We start from the raw sequence: 15,997 nt of genomic DNA, 5'->3' as shown, positions 1-15,997 counted from the left end.
CTACTCCCCTACTCCCCTACTCCCCTCCCAGCGGCGCCACCGCCGGTCCGTTCAAAGCCGTGCCATCGATTGCAAAATGCGAGCCGTGGCAGGGGCAGTCCCAGCAGCGCTCGAGGGAGTTCCAGTGTACATGGCAGCCGATATGCGTGCATGCGGCCGAGCGCTTGTAGAGCGTGCCGTCGTCATCGCGAAATGCGGCGATCTTGCTGAGCCCTTCGCGGACGATGGCACCTTCTCCCGGTCGCAGCTTATCGACGGAATCGATCTCGCCAGGCGCGATATATTCGGCAAAACTCTTGATCGCCGTCGCATTCTCCGACAGGTAATCGCCGATCGCGCCTGCCGTCTTGCGCGACGGCTCGTAGAGTTCGCGCCAGGGACTTTCCTCCTTCAGAATCAGGTCTGAAATCAACAGGCCGGCGACAACGCCATGGGTAATGCCCTGGCCGGAATCCCCGGTCGCCACAAAGACGCGGCTGTCGCCAGGATTGCGGCCGATGAACCCCGCATAATCGACGGTCTCCATCACCTGCCCGGACCACCGGTTGATTTCCACGCCGACATCGGGCACCAGCCTTTTGGTCCAGGCCGTCAGGGCCGCGAAACGGTCACCGGCATCATCGGCCTGTCCTGTCTTGTGGTCTTCACCTCCGACGATCAGGAAGTCGGTCCGACCGTCGCCAGGCTGAAGCCGAACGTAGTGATAAGGGTCTTCAGTATCCCAATACAGCGCATCCGGTATGGTATCGCGCGCGATCTCGAACGACATCGCGTAGGTTCGATAGGGCGCTTGCTTGGTGTGAAGCGCGACCCGATTGTTGATCGGCGAGTTGGTGGCGACAACGGCCGATCTGGCAGACACGGTAGAGCCTGAAACCGTGGTTACACGCACGCCGCCATCAGTCTCCTCGACCTTTTCGACGATGGTATCGGCATAAAGCACGCCGCCGCGCGCGCGGATGGCCGCGGCCAGCCCGCGGAGATATTTGAGCGGGTGGAAGGTCGCCTGATTGGCGTATCGAAGGGCCTGCACATCCGAAAAGCCTGCAAATGGCACGCCCCTGGTCTTCTCGACCTCGACACCGATCTTCAGAGCGGCGTCCAGTTCGCGCGTGATATCGGATTCCTGGCTGCCGGAAGCCGGAAAGAGAAAGCCATCAAGGCGCCGGAAATCGCAAGCGATACGCTCGGTCTCCCGGATGGATTGGATACGGTCGATAGCGGCCGATTGGCTTTGGTAAAAAATCCGCGCCAGGTCCTCGCCGCGCAATTTGGTCAGCTCCGAAAAATAGTCGTCGCAGACAGATGACAGGTGCGCAGTGGTGCGAGCCGTCATGCCGCTTCCGATCCGGCCGCGATCGAGGACAGCCACCTTTTGCCCGGCGACGGCCAGTTCGTAGGCGACCGACAGTCCGGCAATCCCAGACCCGACGACCACGACATCGACCTGTTCGCTTTGCCCGAGCGGCACCGCATCGGGCACGACCTCGGTCGCCGCCCAGAGCGATACAGTCCTTTCATCGCTGACATTCATCGGCGGAGCCTCCCATCCACAATATTCGGTAACGGATTCGAGAATTCAAAGTTCCTCGACGCTTTGAATGCCGACAGAGGCGGCCCTGGTCGTCAGACCAAAAGCGTTGCGCTGCCCCAGGCGATCAGGGCGATGCCGGCTGCCCGGCCAACCCACGGGCCGGCAGGAAACAGTTTTTCCGCCAGCACCAGAATGGCGAGCGCGGCGATCCACACCAGGTTCATGATGCCGCCGACGAACAACAACGCCATCAGCATCCAGCAGCATCCGACACAAAACGCCCCATGCAATGCGCCCAGACGCAGCGCGCCAAGGGCGTGCGGACGCCAGTGGCGGGCAAGGAACGCCGTCGGTGCCCGGCAATGCGACAGGCAGGCGTTCTTGAAGGACGAGAGCTGATAGATCCCCGCGCCGATCAGGACGATGGCTGAAAGCCAGCGGCTCTGCGAACTCATCATCGTTGCCGAAACGAAGGCTTCGCGCTCGAGCAGCCAATGCAATGCGGTTGCGGCGACGGAGAACCCCAGCCAGACCAGGAGGTAGCCGCCATGAACACGCCGGTCGGCGCGAGCTTGTCCTGGATCTGACCCCGTGCCAGCGCATGGCGATGCACGCGCGCATAGAGCAGGATGGTCGGCGCCGCACTCGGCGACATCATGGCGATCATCAGCGCCCAGTTCGCGGTCCCCCAGGCCTGCGGCTCCGTCGCCATCGCGCTCATGTCCATGCCGGACATATCCATGCCAGACATGTCCATGCCGGGCATCTCAGAGGTCATATCGGATGTCATGTTCGGAGTTTGCAGGTGCGGGAATAACGCGAGCCTCGACATCTCCCACGCATTCATGCCGATCCCTGCGCCGGCGGCGATGTAAAGCCAGGCCAGCAGGCACAGCGCCACCACGCCCGCAATTGTGATGACGCGGTCGCGCCTGAGCAGCCGTTCCAGTGGCGACGCGCCGTTCATGCGCCGCGTCAGGCTCGCACCACCCCGTGATTGTTGAGATGCAGCCGCGCGAACTGGCCGTAACTGTCCTTGGTGGTCACCTGAACCGGCCCGCTGGTTGTGCTCGAAGCGCTGCCGATCTCGGCGACCGCATATTCGAAGCCGTTCGGCAACACGATCTGGGCGCGCGAGTCCGCGCCCGTCACCTTGATGCGGATTGGTTCGCCGACCGTTTCGATGTAGTCCTTGACGAAGATGCGGCCCCTGCGGCCGTCGACATCGAGGTCGAGATCGATCCTGGTGAAGACCGGCTCATTCATTTTTGTCACGGTCGAGGCGTAGACGGCGAACATCGTCGCGAACGGATCGGTGTCCTGGCCGGTCATGATGCGCAGCAGCGCGTCACGCTGCCGCTCGGTTGCCTTCTCGTCGACGAAAGCGATGGCTTCGCCGTTGCCCTCGTGGATCGCCCCGGGCCATTTGAAGATCGCGGCGATGCGCAGGCCGTCGAGAACGGTCTCGCCATGATGACCTTCATCGATCTGGATGCCGGCCATCGGGCAGCGCATTGAATTGACAGTTGCAGCCATATTCGCAGGTGCAATTGACGAGCTCGCGTCCCTTGATTTCCCAAGACGTCATGCTGTCCCCCTGATCTAGAAATATTAGACGATCATCATACACCTGGACTCTTCCCTCTCAAAGGCGCACCCTTAAAAAGGCGAAACCCAAGCGAGAGTTTCGTCCAAGGCTTCACATGTTTGAGATGCGCCGCTGATTGCTTGACCTGTCCGGATAATCTCCGGTCGGGGCAAACGTTCATTGCGCCTACCCATGTTCAGGCTGCGGCCTAAGGCACGTGCAGCCTGTTTCCGGATCAACTGGGAGGAAACAACATGCCTGATATTCAACGCAGAGAACTTCTCGTTCAGGGAAGTGCTGCCCTTGCCGCAATTGCTGCTCTCTATACCTCGCGTCGGGCTTACGCTTTTCCAACACGGGCGAGCGAGGAGGTTATTCGGTGGCTGGACCAGCCGACCGAAAATCCCGATCCGGTCGGCATCCAGAAGCAGCTTGTCTGGGAGGATCTGGATAGCTGGATAACGCCAAACGACAAGTTCTTCAGCATCTCGCATTTCAATCGACCAACGATCGACGAGAAGACATGGTCGATGGAGATCGGCGGCCTGGTCAAGAAGCCCTTGAAACTGACTCTCGCCGACATCAAGGCGCGGCCGCGCCAGGAGGTCGTTTTCACAGTGGAATGCTCGGGCAACCACGGTTTTCCGTTTTTCACCGGCGGCATCGGCAATGCCCGCTGGGCAGGGACGCCGCTCGCCCCGATCCTCGAGGAAGCCGGCGTTCTGGAAGATGGCATCGAGGTGGTCTTTTTCGGCACTGACACCGGCGAGGTCGCCATCCGCGACGTCAAGATGCAGCAGAATTTCGCGCGCAGCATGTCGCTTGCCGAAGCGACGAACCCAGACAATCTGCTCTGCTATGAAATGAACGGAGCCGCCTTGCCGGCGGCCAATGGTTTTCCGCTGCGGCTGATTGCTCCGGGCTGGTATGGCATCGCCAACATCAAGTGGCTGGAGCGCATCGAGGTGCGCGACACCCGCTTCATGAGCCTTCTGATGGCGCGTGACTATGTCACCATCCGGGAGGAAGAGCGCAATGGCGAGACCGTGTGGACCGAGGACTCAGTCGGACGAGCGCTGATAAAGTCCGCGCCCGCGAAGGTCACCCGCAAGGACTCGGACTACCGCATCATTGGGGCAGCCTGGGGGGCACCGATCGATCGGGTCGAAGTGCAAATCGATCAAGCGCCATGGGCACCGGCGACCATCGACCGCAGCGAGGAGGCCGAACACGCCTGGAAGATCTGGTCCCTGGATTGGCCAAATCCGTCGCCTGGAGAACACACGGTGACCTCGCGCGCGGTCAGCACCACGGGACAGGTTCAACCGGCAATGGACGATCCCTTGATTGCCAAGAAACACACATACTGGGAAAGCAATGGCCAGGTGACGCGCCGCGTGGGTGTCGTTTGATAGACTTTGCGGGAAGGTGAAGCAGGCAGCGCCTGATCGCAGACTGGTCGCCAGCGTCAGTCCTTGGATGCCGTGATGACGAGCGCCGGCATGTCGAAAGCGACGGCGCCGGCTGCTGTCACGTAAGGCATAAGTGCCCGCTCGGCCTCCTCCAGGAGCCGCTTGAACTGCTCGTTGTCCAAAAGCCCGCCCAACGTCCAGATGCAGGCTCTTTCAGTCGAGATCAGCGACTCGATCGAGGCAAAACGGACCGTTCCGCGGTGACGCTTCACCTCGGCACGCTCTATGCCTGCCTTCGCGCAGAGCGAGCGCAGTAACTCCGCATTGCCGAGCACAAAGGGCGCGCGGAACGCGTTCGCAACGTCGGCTCCAAACAGCCGTTCAAGCATATCCGCCACTGCGGCATAGCCGGGCGACTGGTCGAGCGGTCCGCAGACCGCGACGGCGAGCCGGCCGCCGGACTTAAGCACGCGCATCACTTCCCGCAGTCCGGCTGCTCGATCGTCGAAGAACATCAGGCCGAACTGGCTGACCGCGGCGTCGAAGCTTTCATCCGGGAAAGGGACCTGCTCAGCGCGCCCTTCTCGCCAATCGATGCGAGTGCTTTTGCGGCGGGCAACGCAAAGCATATCGGGATTGGGATCAAGCCCGACCACCTTGCCCTCCGCGCCAACGCGGTCGAGGGCCGCGAGCGCCAGCACACCCGTACCGCAGGCAATGTCGATCACGCAGTCGCCCCTCCCTATTCGCGCCTCGGCGGCGACGATAGGCCCCCATTGTCGGAACAGCGCTGGAACGAACAGTGAGTCGTAGATTTCAGCCGGAGTTTTCGATATCTTGCCCCGGCGGGTCTGGGCCGCCGCTTGCTCCGATCCCGGCGTTGCACCTTCAAGGAACACTGCGTTGGATCGGGTTCCGGCGACGCGTAGCGCCTTCAGCGGCTCGTATTCGGGCGATGAATACCAGCGCCGGGCATGCTCGCCGTCGGCAAATTCGACGATGACCGGATAGACCGGCTGCCAGTCTCCTTCGACAAGGTCGGATTTCCCGCCCAGCACCAGATAGCGCCCTCCATACTGTTCAACCGTTGCAAAGACCCCTGCCAAATACTGCTCGACCTTGGCCTGGTCGGTGATTTCACGCACGTCGAAGAAGCAATAGGTAGACATGGCCGACCTCCGTTGCTCGCATGGACTCCACGGGATGCGCGGTGGATATACTGTTCGGCGCATAGTAGACTTGGCCATGGGCACGCTCCATGACCCAGCGTCTCAATCGCTTGCTGCAGCGTCCGTTCTGGCGCGATCGCCTGGGCGGCCACCGGAAGAGGTCGTTGCCGATGCCGCACCTTCGGCCGCGCCGGACAAGGATGTGCTTTCGGATGTGCTGCGCGTGGTAAAGCTCACCGGCGCGCTTTTCTTCTGGGTCGATGCCTCTTCGCCCTGGAGCGTGGAAGTGCCGCGGGCGGGTTCATTTGCCCATCTTATCCTGCCGCGCGCCCAACATGTGATTTCCTACCACATCATCACCCAAGGATCGGGCTCGGTCAGCATCGGTGACGATCCGCCGATGGAGTTTGCCGAAGGCGACATACTTGTGATCCCGCATGAGGATTCGTACGCGATGTGCAGTGCGCCCGGAGTGCGATCAGGTTTGAGCCCGGAAGATTCGCTCGATTTCTTTCGCGCCATGGCGGCCGGACAACTGCCCTTCGTGATCAACGAAGGTGGCGACGGCCTCCTCCTGACCAGATATGTCTGCGGTTTCCTTGGCTGCGATGCACGGCCGTTCAATCCTCTGCTCGGGGCCCTGCCTCCGCTGATACGCATCCGGCGCGCGGCCGGCGCACAGAGCGATCTGCTCGACCGGCTGATCGAGCTAACGCTGGCAGAGGTGTCCGTTCAACGGCCAGGCGCTGAATGCATCCGCCTGCGCCTCAGCGAGTTGATGTTCGTTGAGGTCGTTCGCCGCTATCTTGAGGCACTGCCGCCGGAGCAGACCGGCTGGCTGGCCGGCTTGCGCGACCCCGCCGTCGGCCGGGCTGTTGCGCTTGTCCACGAGAATCCGGCGCGCGGCTGGACAATTGAAGAACTCGCACGCGAAACCGGCGTCTCGCGGTCCGTCCTCGCGGCCCGCTTCACGCGTCTCGTCGGCTGCCCACCGATGCAGTATCTCACGCGATGGCGCGTACAACTGGCCGCACGACTGCTCACTGATGGGCTGGCCAAAGTCTCGGCGGTCGGGCGTGATGTCGGCTACGAGTCCGAAGCGGCCTTCAGCCGGAGCTTCAAGAAGCTCGCGGGCGTCTCGCCGGCTGGCTGGCGCGACGGCCGGCGCGGATAGCGGGCGGCCGGAGGCCGACCCTCCCCCTACCCCTCTATCGTGCTGATCTCGGCATCGATCAGGCACCAAGGCGCATAACGAAAATCGCGGATCTGGACGACCCGCTCCTCCCGCCATTCGACCAGCATGAAGCCGCGCACCGCACCGTCCGGCTCCTGCGGGTTGCGGATCAGGATCGCCGGCCGGCCGTCGACAAAACCCAGCGACAGCGCCCAGTCGCTGATGCGCTCGTAATTGCCGAAATAGGTCGACACTTCAGCCTTGCCGCGCATGCGGAGCCGGCTGACCAATTCGAGTTGGACATCCTCGGCGATCAGCGCCCTGACCGCGTCGAAGTCGCGCGCGTTGAACAGATCGACATAACGGCGCAGCCGTCGCTCGTCATCGGCGTCGAGCCGTGGCGCGACGACGTGCTCAGGCTGCGACGCCAGCAGGCGCAACTGCGCCCGCCCGCGATGCAGCGCCGCCTTGGTGGCGGCCAGCGTCGCGCCGGTCACCTCGCAGGTCTCATGCAGCGAAAGGCCTAGCACGTCGACCAGGATCACGGCGCTGCGCTGCGCCACCGAGAGCTGCATGAAGCTGCGCAGGCCGGCCGCCGCGGCGAGCCTTGAGTCGGCGCTGCCGGAAGGATCCTCGATCGTGGTCATGTCGGTCTCGGTCATGCGCGACCTTTCCCGATGGCGCCGGCGCAGATGGTCCTGCGCGGCATTATGGGCGATGCGAAACAGCCATTGCTCGGGCCGCTCGACGGTCATGCTGCCGTCGACCGCCTGCAGCGCCTTGATCAGCGTCTCCTGCACGATGTCTTCGCCGTCGATCACCGAGCCGGCCATGCGGGCGCAGTAGCGGTGCAGCTTTGGGCGGAACCCGGAGAGCATCGACTCCAGCGCCGGCCGATCGAATTTCGGTTGGATCATGGCGTCCATTCTATCCGGCCTTGCTCTCCTCAAGCACACGGTAGTTGCCGATAATTTTGGCAGGCGACCGCTTGACCGGCGTCGAGCGCCGTTCCGCATGGTTTTGCGTGAACGCCTCGAAGGCCGCAAGCTCGGTCAGCGCGGATGTGTCATTTCCCTCGCCGACGACATGGACGAACTCGCCGTCGTCGAGTTCGAGCACGAGATAGCGCACGCTCTGCGGCGCCGTTTCATCCAGCGTCTCGAACACTTTTGCCACCAGCGCGCGGTTCTCTTCCAGCCCGGTGTCTTTCACGCTGTAGCGAATGAGTTTGTAGCCCATGGTTCGTCTCCTGAATGGTTGGTCTGAGCAGAAGACGTTTCGCGTTCCCGAAAAGATTCTCGCACGCTATAAATTTTTTCGGCCGCCCGGATCGACTTCCACCTGCGGACGGCTAGGCAGCAGCCATCGAGGAGCAGGAGCGACGACCATGCACATCCAGTTTGCCGAACTGCCGGTATTCGACCAGGACCGCGCCAAGGCGTTCTACACCAGGCATTTCGCCTGCAAGGTGACGGCCGACGAGAAGATGGGCGATAGCGGCTGGCGCTGGATCGAGCTGAAATTTCCCGACGCCGTGACGAACCTGCATTTCGTGAGGCGCGCCGACGACACGCCAGGCGCGGAGCCGGTGCTGGTGCTGGTCGACGACGATGTCGAGGCGACGATCGCGGCGTTGAAGGCGGGCGGCGTCGAGATCATCACCGAACCGCAGGAGGCGCCCTGGCAGCCAGGCCGCACGGTGGCGGAATTTCGCGACAGCGAGGGCAACCGCATGGTGATCGGCAGCCAATGAGCGGGTGCAGTCGGAAAACGGCCACTTAAGCAGCCCCGGCTTTGTGCGCCAAAGCATGCCTCGGCTGGTAAAGGCCAAGCGAGCCGCCACTGGGAAGCGAGACATACGTGAGCAGGCCCCAGCCTTCATCGGTGACCGAAGTGCATTCAACATCGTGCGATTTCAGCTCTTGGATCGTAGCATTGATGTCTTCGCACATGAGATAGACTTCGTGGCTGTCGACTTCGGCGGCCGGGTGAACGGCAATCTCGGCCGGCGGCAATGCGAAGATCAACCAGCCTTCGCCAGCATCGACTGCTGGAAAACGTAGGACATTGCGAAAAAATGCGCGGTCTGCCTCGGCATCCGTGCTGTAGATGATCATGTGTGCGCCGGAAATCATGGCTCCTTATCTCCCTGAAAGTGATGCGAACAAACAAGCTATTGCCGTTGCAAACGACGTTTGCGCCGTCGACACAGCCGCTCGATATCGGCAAGCTTCAGTTGGATATAGGTCGGCCGGCCGTGATTGCAGGTGCCGGAACCCGGCGTTGCTTCAAAGACCGACGCCTGCCAGACCTCACGCTATCAGCGGAAGAAGCTGGAGATGCTGTTGGCGCAGCTGCCGCCATTACCCGGCCATCGGCTTTGGGTCGACCTGGCGCGCGTTTTGGCTCTGGTCGGCGACCGGGGCGGCTGGGGCATCGATCCGGCTCAGAATGTGATCCGAGATGCCGCGCGCGATCTCCCGCTCGCCCATGATGATCAGGTCGGCGCCGAACTTCTTGAGGTAATCCACTTCGGCATCGGAATGCGCGCGGGCGATGATCTCGAGCCTTGGATTGATGGCATGGGCTTGCTCGATGAGATTGCCGCTCTCGAACGGATTGGGAATGGCGCTGATCAACCACCGGGCTGAGGCAACGTTGGCCGCCTCAAGCAGGCCCGGCTGGGTGACATTTCCCGCAATGACATCAACGCCGCGGGCGCGCAGCTGTTCTACTATCGCTTGTCGTTCCTCGATCACCAGGTAAGGCTGCCTTGCCTTTTGCAACGTCTCCGCGACCAGGCTTCCGACCCGTCCATGGCCGACAAGCACCGCGTGGTCTGTCAGGCTGGTAGCCGCGAGTTCGGGCGGTTCGGATTTGCCTTCTTGCGTGGCAATGGTTCGCTCTCGTGCTTTCAGCCACGGCGTCAGCCGATCCAACGCCGCAAACAGCAGCGGGTTGACGAGGATCGAAAGGATGGCTCCAGCAAGCACCAGGTCACGTCCCGCCTCTGGAAGAAGCGCGAGTTCGACACCCAGTCCCGCCAGGATGAAGGAGAACTCGCCGATCTGTGCCAGGCTCAGGCCGAGTGTCAGGGCCACGTAGGACGGATAGCCGAACATCAATGCGATGGCCGATGCGACCGTGGCATTGCCGATGACGATGATCAAAAATGTCACGCCGACGAGCAGCGGCTGCTCGACCAGGATCATCGGGTTGAACAGCATGCCGACGGAGACGAAGAAAAGCACGGCGAATGCGTCGCGCAGCGGCAGCGTTTCCTGAGCGGCCCTTTGGCTCAACTGGGATTCGGCAAGGATCATTCCTGCGAAAAACGCCCCAAGAGCGAACGAGACGCCGAACAGCTCGGCTGCCCCGAAAGCGACACCAAGGGCGATCGCCAGCACGGCCAAACGGAAAAGCTCTCGCGAGCCAGTGTGAGCAACGTAGTGAAGGATCGGCGGAATGACACGTTCGCCCGACGACAACCATGATCGCGAAGAAAGCCGCCAATTTGCCCAGCGTCAGCCCGAGCGCGCTCCAGATGGTCTGCGGCTCAAACAATGTGAACAGGTCATTGCCGTTAAGGTTTGGCCCGTTGAAATTGCCACCGAGCACACCGGCGAAGGCCGGCAACAGCACGAGCGCGAGGATCATGGCGAGGTCCTCTACGACCAGCCAGCCGACTGCGATGCGTCCGCCATCGGTTTCGAGCTGCCGCATTTCCTGCAGCGCCCGTAGGACCACGACTGTGCTTGCAACCGACAGGGCCAGCCCAAACACCACTCCGGCTCCGATCGGCCAGCCGATCGCCTGCGTCACGAGGAGCCCGAGCATGGTCACCAGAGCCATTTGACCGATAGCGCCGGGAATCGCGATCTTTCTTGCCGACAGCAGATCGTTCAGCGAAAAATGCAGCCCTATGCCAAACATCAGCAGGATCACGCCGAGCTCGGCGAGTTGGCGCGCCAGCGCCTGGTCGGCAACGAAGCCGGGCGTGAACGGGCCAATCAAGACACCAGCCACGAGGTAGCCGACCAGTGGCGACAGGCGAAGTCGGTTCGCCAACGTGCCGAGGATGAAGGCGAGTCCGAGGCCGGCGACAAGGGTTGCGATAAGTGGCGCCTGAGGCATCTTCTCAATCCGGTTTCCGGCCACGTTTGGCGCTCGGGTCAAGCCTTGCACGAGCCAGAGATAATGGACCCGGGGATAATGGACTAAGACGCGGCGGTCTCAACATCTTTCGCGCAGCAGATCCCGCCAATGGCGAACTGGAGTTCTGCAACGGTTGATTCCGGCCGGTGGATACGCTTCGGGCAGTTGCCCGCCGATGGAACGGGACAAGTCCTTGCGTCGTCCGCAGGATACCGGCGAACGGCACAGAGCTTGGAGGCGTCACGTCGCGCCTTGGGTGCCGTTCACCTGATGCGCCGTGGCTGCGGAATCCTCAAACCTGCGCGCAGTATTTCCGCCGCGTGGCTTTCCCAATACTACTCTGCCTGATCCCCGGAAGCGGCATTGAGGAGGCCGTATCTCTCTTCGCCGATCGAGGCGAGCAGATCGAGCTGGGTCTCGAGAAAGTTGATGTGGCCCTCCTCGTCTTTGAGCAGATCCTCGAACAGGTGCATGGTCACGTAGTCACCCAGTTCCTGGCAGATCTCGCGTGACTTCTTGTAAGAGGTGCGCGCGTCGTATTCGCCGGCGAGGTCCGAATCCAGCACTTCCTTCACATTCTGCCCGATGCGAAGCGGCGCCACTGCCTGCAGGTTCGGGTGCCCTTCGAGGAAGATCGTCCGTTCGATAATCCGGTCCGCATGGTGCATTTCCTCGATAGATTCCTCGCGCTCCTTCTTCGCCAGTTTGAAATAGCCCCAGTCCTCCAACAGGCGATAATGCAGCCAAAATTGATTGACGGCACCGAGTTCCAGAAACAGCGCTTCGTTAAGACGTTCAATGATCCTATCTTCGCCTTTCATGAGTTCTGCTCCCGTTTTGAGCGCGCCCCGCACGCATCATGTGGAACGATGCGCCCTGTCACCTCCGCGCGCAGGATAGCACGCGGCGACCCAACCGTCATTTTCGATCGGGGCCGGAGGGCTGAACTGGCATACCTCGTCGAAGTAGAGCGGCCCAGGTCGCCGGCCCGGCGCGTGCCGATCGGTGTGCAACTCGATCTCGCCCTTGAGCAAGATCAGGCGGCGACCATGATCTGCCTGACGGCAACGCCCGCAAGCGCCAGCCCGGCAGCGCCTTCGATGGTTCGGGAAATGGTTTCGAGTGGCTTGCCGGCGATGAAACCCACCAGACGTTGCCGAAACAGGATCGACAACACCGCGACGCAGGACAGCGTCAGCGCCACACCGGCCATCATGGTGACAGCGAAGAGCACGCCGGCGCCGGGAACGCCTCTGGACATCGCGAAGGTCATCACGAACAGCGTCAGCGGGCACGGGATCAGACCTGCCATGACGCCGACCGCCTCGCCCTCATGCTTGTGGTGGTGGCCGCGGCTCAAAGCGCGCCAGAGCATCCAGACACCGATCAGGCCGAGCAGCGCACGACTGATATCCTCCAAAAGCGGAGCGCGACCGACGCTGCCCAAGGCGATGGAAACCAGCGGCAGCGAGAGAACCGCAATCAGAACGGCAATCGTCACATGGGTGAAGGACAGAATTATCGATGCGAGAAGGCCGCGCGAAACCTTTGCATCCGAACCCGCAAGATAGGTTGCCAGCACCGCCTTGCTGTGGCCAGGCGTCAGCGCATGCGCAGCCCCGAAGACGACGCCCATCGGCAGGAAGCCCATGAACGCCAGCCAGTCGCCTCCCGCCGAGAGCAGTTTGATCTGCTCGCCGACCGCCAGATAGATCGTTCGTTGCAACTCGACAAGAATTTGGAACATCAGCTGAGGATAACAGAAGCGAGCCGGTCGGAGCGACCGTTAGTGGCCGTCGTGCTCGCCGTGGCCATGTCCATGGCGGTGATCGGCATCCGCGTTCGCCAATCTTATATTCGCCGCCGCAAGCGCCGGCATGTGCTCGAACAACTCGTGTTCCAGCGCTGCGGTGATCTTCTGCGCTTCGCTGACCGGCAGGCTTTCTTCTACGGCGATGGCAATGTCGGCGTGCAGCCTGTGACCGATCCACCGCGCCTTGGCATCGACAATGCGCGCCTGCGGCACATGCGCGGCGGCATGGTCGATGTCGCCGATGACTTCAGGATCTATACCATCGAGCATGCGGGTCAGCACCGAGTGCGCCGACTGCCAGACGATGCCGAAGATGGCAAGCGTGATGAGCAGGCCGACAATCGGGTCGGCCAGCGCAAAACCGAGCCAGACGCCGAACGCTCCGAGGACCACGGCAAGGCTGGTCAGGCCGTCGGTGCGGGCGTGGTAGCCGTCGGCAATCAGTGCGGCGCTGTTGATTTCGCGGCCGACGCGGATGCGGAACACCGCGACGGCCTCATTGCCGAGAAAGCCGACAATGCCCGCCGCCGCCAGCCAGCCCAGATGCGTCACCACGCGTGGATTGATCAAACGGTCGATGGCCTGGTAACCGGCGACGATGGCGCTGAACAGGATGATCCCGACGATGATCATCCCGGCCAGGTCCTCGACCCGGCCCAGGCCGTAGGTGAAGGTCGGCGACGGCTTGCGCCGGGCCAGCAGGAAGGCGATCCACAGCGGAATGGCGGTGGTGGCGTCACCGATGTTGTGGACCGTGTCGGCCAGCAGCGCCACGCTGCCCGACAGCGCGACCACGACCATCTGCATCGCCGCGGTGATTGCCAGGATGACGAACGACCATTTTATCGCCCATATGCCGCGGTCGGTCGTGGCAATGGTCGCATCGATGACCCCGTGGCTATGCGACCCGCTCACATGATCGTGATGGCCATGACCATGCGCGGCGTGATGGCGCGGCCCGAACCCGAACCAGTCGAGGATGCGCGCGCCGAGCACAGGCATTTGACAGCTCACAAATATTTCGCCAGTTGCTTGAGTTCCGCCAGCGAGTTGCCGGCGGCTTCCGCGGTGTCCGTCAGGCAATGCTCGATATGATCGTGGATCAGTTCGCGCTTTGCACTGCTGATGGCGCTCTCCACGGCGTGGAGCTGCTGCGCCAGGTCAACGCAAGGACGATGCGCCTCGAACATCGACAGCACCGCCGCAAGATGGCCTTGCGCGCGCTTCAGGCGCTTCACGATAGCCGGATGCGAACGATGGATGCCTTCGGACATGCCTGTTTTGTATCCTCCCCGGGAGGATCCAGTCAAATCTGCTTTTGAGCTCACCTTGCCGGCGAGTCCGTCACAAATCGAAGAATGACGGCTAGCCACCTCCTGCGGGTAACCCGCCGGCGGCGGCGGCCCGTATTATTTCGTGACCATGTTGCGCCGGAACCTTCCCCTCGCACCAGCGTTCGGGGCGCTGTATTCGCGATGCCTTATTTTTGGGCAAACATGATAGGCGACGGGCGAATAGCGGTGGGGAGGAAAAAGCATGGGTCGGGGAGGAGCATGTTGTCATGTCGAACCGTGAAATTGGAACGTCCCACACATTGGGGCTGCGCATCGCTGATCTCAAAGCCAGGATGCGGAGCGCCCGGATTACCGAGCACGAGATGAAAATTTTTCAGAAGGTAGCCGCTGTCATGGGAGCAGGTGAAGGCTCCCTGCGGATCGATGCCGACGACCTGATTGCCGCATCTTTCGTTGTCGAGGACGAGCCCAGGGCAAACTGAAGATCGGGGCCCCCCGGGCGATCAGCGTCGGGGCGCGTGCGAGGCTCGAAATGTTGGCGCTCTACGGCGCCCCCCTCTGTCCTGCCGGACATCTCCCCCACAAGGAGGGAGATCGGCAGCTTTGCCAACCGCGCCTCTTTTTCAAAGTTGGGCGATTGGCGGAACCAGTGATAACGGCCGATCTCCCCCTTTGTGGGGGAGATGTCCGGCAGGGCAGAGGGGGGCGCTGTCCCGCCAACTTTGCCATGATGTCCGGAGGCGACCTGTCGCAACGGAGGGCCGCAGCTCACACGTCCGAATACTCCTATCGAGAAATCCAGATATCCACCCCGGCGGCTTTCTGTTAGCAAATATTCACCTCAGGTGGCGGGGAAGACCTGACTTGCCGGAACGATCACGCAAAACTATGGCGCCACGGCCGAACGCCGGCTGGCCACGCCCCTCGCCTAGCGCCGGAGCCAGTCCGCCAGGCGTCAGCCTTTGCCGTGCGCTGTCAAAGCTCGGCCTGTGCTCGCGCAAGCAGGCGGAAATTCTGGTCGCCGAAGGGCGCGTCCGGGTCGCCGGCAAAATCGTGCGCAACGGCTCGCTGCGCGTCGATCCCGGCCGCGACCGCATCAAGGTCGACGGCAGCCGCGTCGTCGCCGAGCGCAAGGTCTATCTGATGATCAACAAGCCGCGCGGCCTGGTCACCACCCGCAACGACCCGCAGGACCGCGGCACCGTCTACGACTGCCTGGCAGAGCTCGACCTGCCCTTCGTGTCGCCGGTCGGCCGCCTCGACAAGGCCAGCGAGGGCCTGCTCTTGATGACCAACGACACGCGTTTCGCCCAGCGCCTGCTCGACCCCGCCTCGCACGTCGCCAAGATCTATCACGTCCAGATCGGCGCCCTGCCCGACGCGGCCCTGCTGGCGCGGTTGCGCGCCGGCGCCACGGTCGATGGCGAAGATTTGACGGCGCGGTCGATCGACATCCTGCGCAGCGGCGCCAGCACCGCCTGGCTGGAAATCACACTCAACGAGGGCCGCAACCGCCACATCCGCCGGCTGCTCGGCGCGCATGAGGTCGAGGTGCTTCGCCTGGTGCGGGTGGCGATCGGCCGCTTGCAGCTCGGCGACCTCGCCAAGGGCAAGGCCCGCCACCTCACGGCCGAAGAACTGGCGCTGTTTCAAGGCTGAGCGAAGGCGCCGAAGCGACCCGGCAAAGCGGAACGGCAAGCCCATCGCTTCAGGTTGGCGCTGCCCCTCACCTGCCTGCCGGCATCCTCTCCCCGTATAGTGACGGGGAGAGGGCACTCTCTGTCCGAACCGGATAGATAGGTAACAGAATGGACTGATTGCATGGGTGACAGTTTTCTCCTTCGCCGGGAGGACCGG

At 62.5% G+C, this 15,997-nt stretch carries 16 protein-coding genes and 2 pseudogenes; 5 read left to right on the top strand and 13 right to left on the bottom strand.

Going from position 1 to position 15,997, the window contains the following annotated elements; all coding sequences use genetic code 11:
• Nucleotides 1–16: 16 nt before the first annotated feature.
• The 4 genes and pseudogenes from AC0L2M_RS34075 to AC0L2M_RS34060 all read right to left on the bottom strand — a co-directional run bounded on the left by AC0L2M_RS34075 (nucleotide 17) and on the right by AC0L2M_RS34060 (nucleotide 3,122).
• Complete coding sequence (locus AC0L2M_RS34075) at nucleotides 17–1,534, bottom strand: FAD-dependent oxidoreductase (protein WP_473537197.1); 1,518 nt, start codon at nucleotides 1,532–1,534, stop codon at nucleotides 17–19.
• 92 nt (nucleotides 1,535–1,626) lie between these two features.
• A complete protein-coding gene (locus AC0L2M_RS34070) occupies nucleotides 1,627–2,034 on the bottom strand; it encodes a DUF2182 domain-containing protein (RefSeq protein ID WP_473537196.1) in 408 nt (135 codons plus the stop codon).
• The gene (locus AC0L2M_RS34065) at nucleotides 1,989–2,501 is read right to left on the bottom strand and encodes a hypothetical protein (RefSeq protein WP_473537194.1); all 513 of its coding nucleotides are present in this window, start codon (nucleotides 2,499–2,501) and stop codon (nucleotides 1,989–1,991) included. The genes AC0L2M_RS34070 and AC0L2M_RS34065 overlap by 46 nt, the downstream gene beginning before the upstream one ends.
• An 8-nt stretch (nucleotides 2,502–2,509) precedes the next feature.
• Nucleotides 2,510–3,122 (bottom strand): annotated as a pseudogene (locus AC0L2M_RS34060) (DUF1326 domain-containing protein).
• 254 nt (nucleotides 3,123–3,376) lie between these two features.
• On the opposite strand from AC0L2M_RS34060, the gene AC0L2M_RS34055 reads away from it, so the two are divergent.
• Entirely contained in the window at nucleotides 3,377–4,534 is a 1,158-nt protein-coding gene (locus AC0L2M_RS34055; RefSeq protein WP_473537193.1) for a sulfite oxidase, read from the top strand.
• A 56-nt stretch (nucleotides 4,535–4,590) separates the two neighbouring features.
• Here the strand turns inward: AC0L2M_RS34055 and AC0L2M_RS34050 are convergent, their stop codons facing one another.
• Nucleotides 4,591–5,703, bottom strand: a complete 1,113-nt coding sequence (locus AC0L2M_RS34050) for a DUF1330 domain-containing protein (RefSeq protein ID WP_473537191.1) — start codon at nucleotides 5,701–5,703, stop codon at nucleotides 4,591–4,593.
• A 76-nt stretch (nucleotides 5,704–5,779) separates the two neighbouring features.
• On the opposite strand from AC0L2M_RS34050, the gene AC0L2M_RS34045 reads away from it, so the two are divergent.
• Nucleotides 5,780–6,877, top strand: a complete 1,098-nt coding sequence (locus tag AC0L2M_RS34045) for an AraC family transcriptional regulator (protein ID WP_473537190.1) — start codon at nucleotides 5,780–5,782, stop codon at nucleotides 6,875–6,877.
• A 26-nt stretch (nucleotides 6,878–6,903) separates the two neighbouring features.
• Here the strand turns inward: AC0L2M_RS34045 and AC0L2M_RS34040 are convergent, their stop codons facing one another.
• Together AC0L2M_RS34040 and AC0L2M_RS34035 are read right to left on the bottom strand one after the other, a co-directional pair.
• Nucleotides 6,904–7,803, bottom strand: a complete 900-nt coding sequence (locus AC0L2M_RS34040; protein ID WP_473537188.1) for a sigma-70 family RNA polymerase sigma factor — start codon at nucleotides 7,801–7,803, stop codon at nucleotides 6,904–6,906.
• A 1-nt stretch (nucleotide 7,804) separates the two neighbouring features.
• Nucleotides 7,805–8,116: a hypothetical protein gene (locus tag AC0L2M_RS34035; protein ID WP_473537186.1), complete on the bottom strand. Its 312-nt coding sequence runs from the start codon at nucleotides 8,114–8,116 to the stop codon at nucleotides 7,805–7,807.
• Nucleotides 8,117–8,264: 148 nt separating this feature from the next.
• Here AC0L2M_RS34035 and AC0L2M_RS34030 point away from each other — a divergent pair, with 148 nt between their 5' ends.
• On the top strand, nucleotides 8,265–8,630 hold the full coding sequence (locus AC0L2M_RS34030) for a VOC family protein (protein WP_091598784.1): 366 nt from the start codon (nucleotides 8,265–8,267) through the stop codon (nucleotides 8,628–8,630).
• Nucleotides 8,631–8,655: 25 nt separating this feature from the next.
• On the opposite strand, the gene AC0L2M_RS34025 is transcribed toward AC0L2M_RS34030, so the two are convergent.
• The 6 genes and pseudogenes from AC0L2M_RS34025 to AC0L2M_RS34000 all read right to left on the bottom strand — a co-directional run bounded on the left by AC0L2M_RS34025 (nucleotide 8,656) and on the right by AC0L2M_RS34000 (nucleotide 14,119).
• Nucleotides 8,656–9,012, bottom strand: coding sequence for a VOC family protein (locus AC0L2M_RS34025; protein WP_473537185.1), 357 nt, complete (start codon nucleotides 9,010–9,012; stop codon nucleotides 8,656–8,658).
• A gap of 228 nt (nucleotides 9,013–9,240) precedes the next feature.
• Nucleotides 9,241–11,011, bottom strand: a pseudogene (locus AC0L2M_RS34020) (cation:proton antiporter domain-containing protein).
• A 356-nt stretch (nucleotides 11,012–11,367) separates the two neighbouring features.
• Nucleotides 11,368–11,853, bottom strand: coding sequence for a bacterioferritin (gene bfr, locus AC0L2M_RS34015; protein WP_473537184.1), 486 nt, complete (start codon nucleotides 11,851–11,853; stop codon nucleotides 11,368–11,370).
• A 215-nt stretch (nucleotides 11,854–12,068) separates the two neighbouring features.
• Nucleotides 12,069–12,779, bottom strand: coding sequence for a HoxN/HupN/NixA family nickel/cobalt transporter (locus AC0L2M_RS34010; protein WP_473537183.1), 711 nt, complete (start codon nucleotides 12,777–12,779; stop codon nucleotides 12,069–12,071).
• Nucleotides 12,780–12,818: 39 nt separating this feature from the next.
• Nucleotides 12,819–13,847 (bottom strand): cation diffusion facilitator family transporter, encoded by a 1,029-nt coding sequence (locus AC0L2M_RS34005; protein ID WP_473537182.1) that lies wholly within the window; start codon nucleotides 13,845–13,847, stop codon nucleotides 12,819–12,821.
• 8 nt (nucleotides 13,848–13,855) lie between these two features.
• A complete protein-coding gene (locus AC0L2M_RS34000) occupies nucleotides 13,856–14,119 on the bottom strand; it encodes a metal-sensing transcriptional repressor (protein WP_473537180.1) in 264 nt (87 codons plus the stop codon).
• Between the two features lie 287 nt (nucleotides 14,120–14,406).
• On the opposite strand from AC0L2M_RS34000, the gene AC0L2M_RS33995 reads away from it, so the two are divergent.
• Nucleotides 14,407–14,622 carry a hypothetical protein gene (locus tag AC0L2M_RS33995; RefSeq protein ID WP_023799088.1) on the top strand — a complete coding sequence of 72 codons (216 nt, stop codon included), beginning with the start codon at nucleotides 14,407–14,409 and terminating at the stop codon, nucleotides 14,620–14,622.
• 406 nt (nucleotides 14,623–15,028) lie between these two features.
• Nucleotides 15,029–15,799: a pseudouridine synthase gene (locus tag AC0L2M_RS33990; RefSeq protein ID WP_473537199.1), complete on the top strand. Its 771-nt coding sequence runs from the start codon at nucleotides 15,029–15,031 to the stop codon at nucleotides 15,797–15,799.
• Nucleotides 15,800–15,997 lie beyond the last annotated feature (198 nt).

This window comes from Mesorhizobium sp. WSM4806 (assembly GCF_055811635.1).
Note: the sequence above shows the minus strand (reverse complement) of the source record. Positions and strands in the feature narration are given on the sequence as shown.

Bases quoted from the DNA above. Each gene is read 5' to 3' on its own strand.
- AC0L2M_RS34045 (WP_473537190.1), top strand. From the start codon at position 5,780: ATGGGCACGCTCCATGACCCAGCGTCTCAATCGCTTGCTGCAGCGTCC.
- AC0L2M_RS34030 (WP_091598784.1), top strand. From the start codon at position 8,265: ATGCACATCCAGTTTGCCGAACTGCCGGTATTCGACCAGGACCGCGCC.
- AC0L2M_RS34010 (WP_473537183.1), bottom strand. From the start codon at position 12,779: ATGTTCCAAATTCTTGTCGAGTTGCAACGAACGATCTATCTGGCGGTC.
- AC0L2M_RS34075 (WP_473537197.1), bottom strand. From the start codon at position 1,534: ATGAATGTCAGCGATGAAAGGACTGTATCGCTCTGGGCGGCGACCGAG.
- AC0L2M_RS33995 (WP_023799088.1), top strand. From the start codon at position 14,407: ATGTCGAACCGTGAAATTGGAACGTCCCACACATTGGGGCTGCGCATC.
- AC0L2M_RS34000 (WP_473537180.1), bottom strand. From the start codon at position 14,119: ATGTCCGAAGGCATCCATCGTTCGCATCCGGCTATCGTGAAGCGCCTG.
- AC0L2M_RS34065 (WP_473537194.1), bottom strand. From the start codon at position 2,501: ATGAACGGCGCGTCGCCACTGGAACGGCTGCTCAGGCGCGACCGCGTC.
- AC0L2M_RS34025 (WP_473537185.1), bottom strand. From the start codon at position 9,012: ATGATTTCCGGCGCACACATGATCATCTACAGCACGGATGCCGAGGCA.
- AC0L2M_RS34040 (WP_473537188.1), bottom strand. From the start codon at position 7,803: ATGGACGCCATGATCCAACCGAAATTCGATCGGCCGGCGCTGGAGTCG.
- bfr (WP_473537184.1), bottom strand. From the start codon at position 11,853: ATGAAAGGCGAAGATAGGATCATTGAACGTCTTAACGAAGCGCTGTTT.
- AC0L2M_RS33990 (WP_473537199.1), top strand. From the start codon at position 15,029: ATGGCGCCACGGCCGAACGCCGGCTGGCCACGCCCCTCGCCTAGCGCC.
- AC0L2M_RS34055 (WP_473537193.1), top strand. From the start codon at position 3,377: ATGCCTGATATTCAACGCAGAGAACTTCTCGTTCAGGGAAGTGCTGCC.
- AC0L2M_RS34005 (WP_473537182.1), bottom strand. From the start codon at position 13,847: ATGCCTGTGCTCGGCGCGCGCATCCTCGACTGGTTCGGGTTCGGGCCG.
- AC0L2M_RS34050 (WP_473537191.1), bottom strand. From the start codon at position 5,703: ATGTCTACCTATTGCTTCTTCGACGTGCGTGAAATCACCGACCAGGCC.
- AC0L2M_RS34035 (WP_473537186.1), bottom strand. From the start codon at position 8,116: ATGGGCTACAAACTCATTCGCTACAGCGTGAAAGACACCGGGCTGGAA.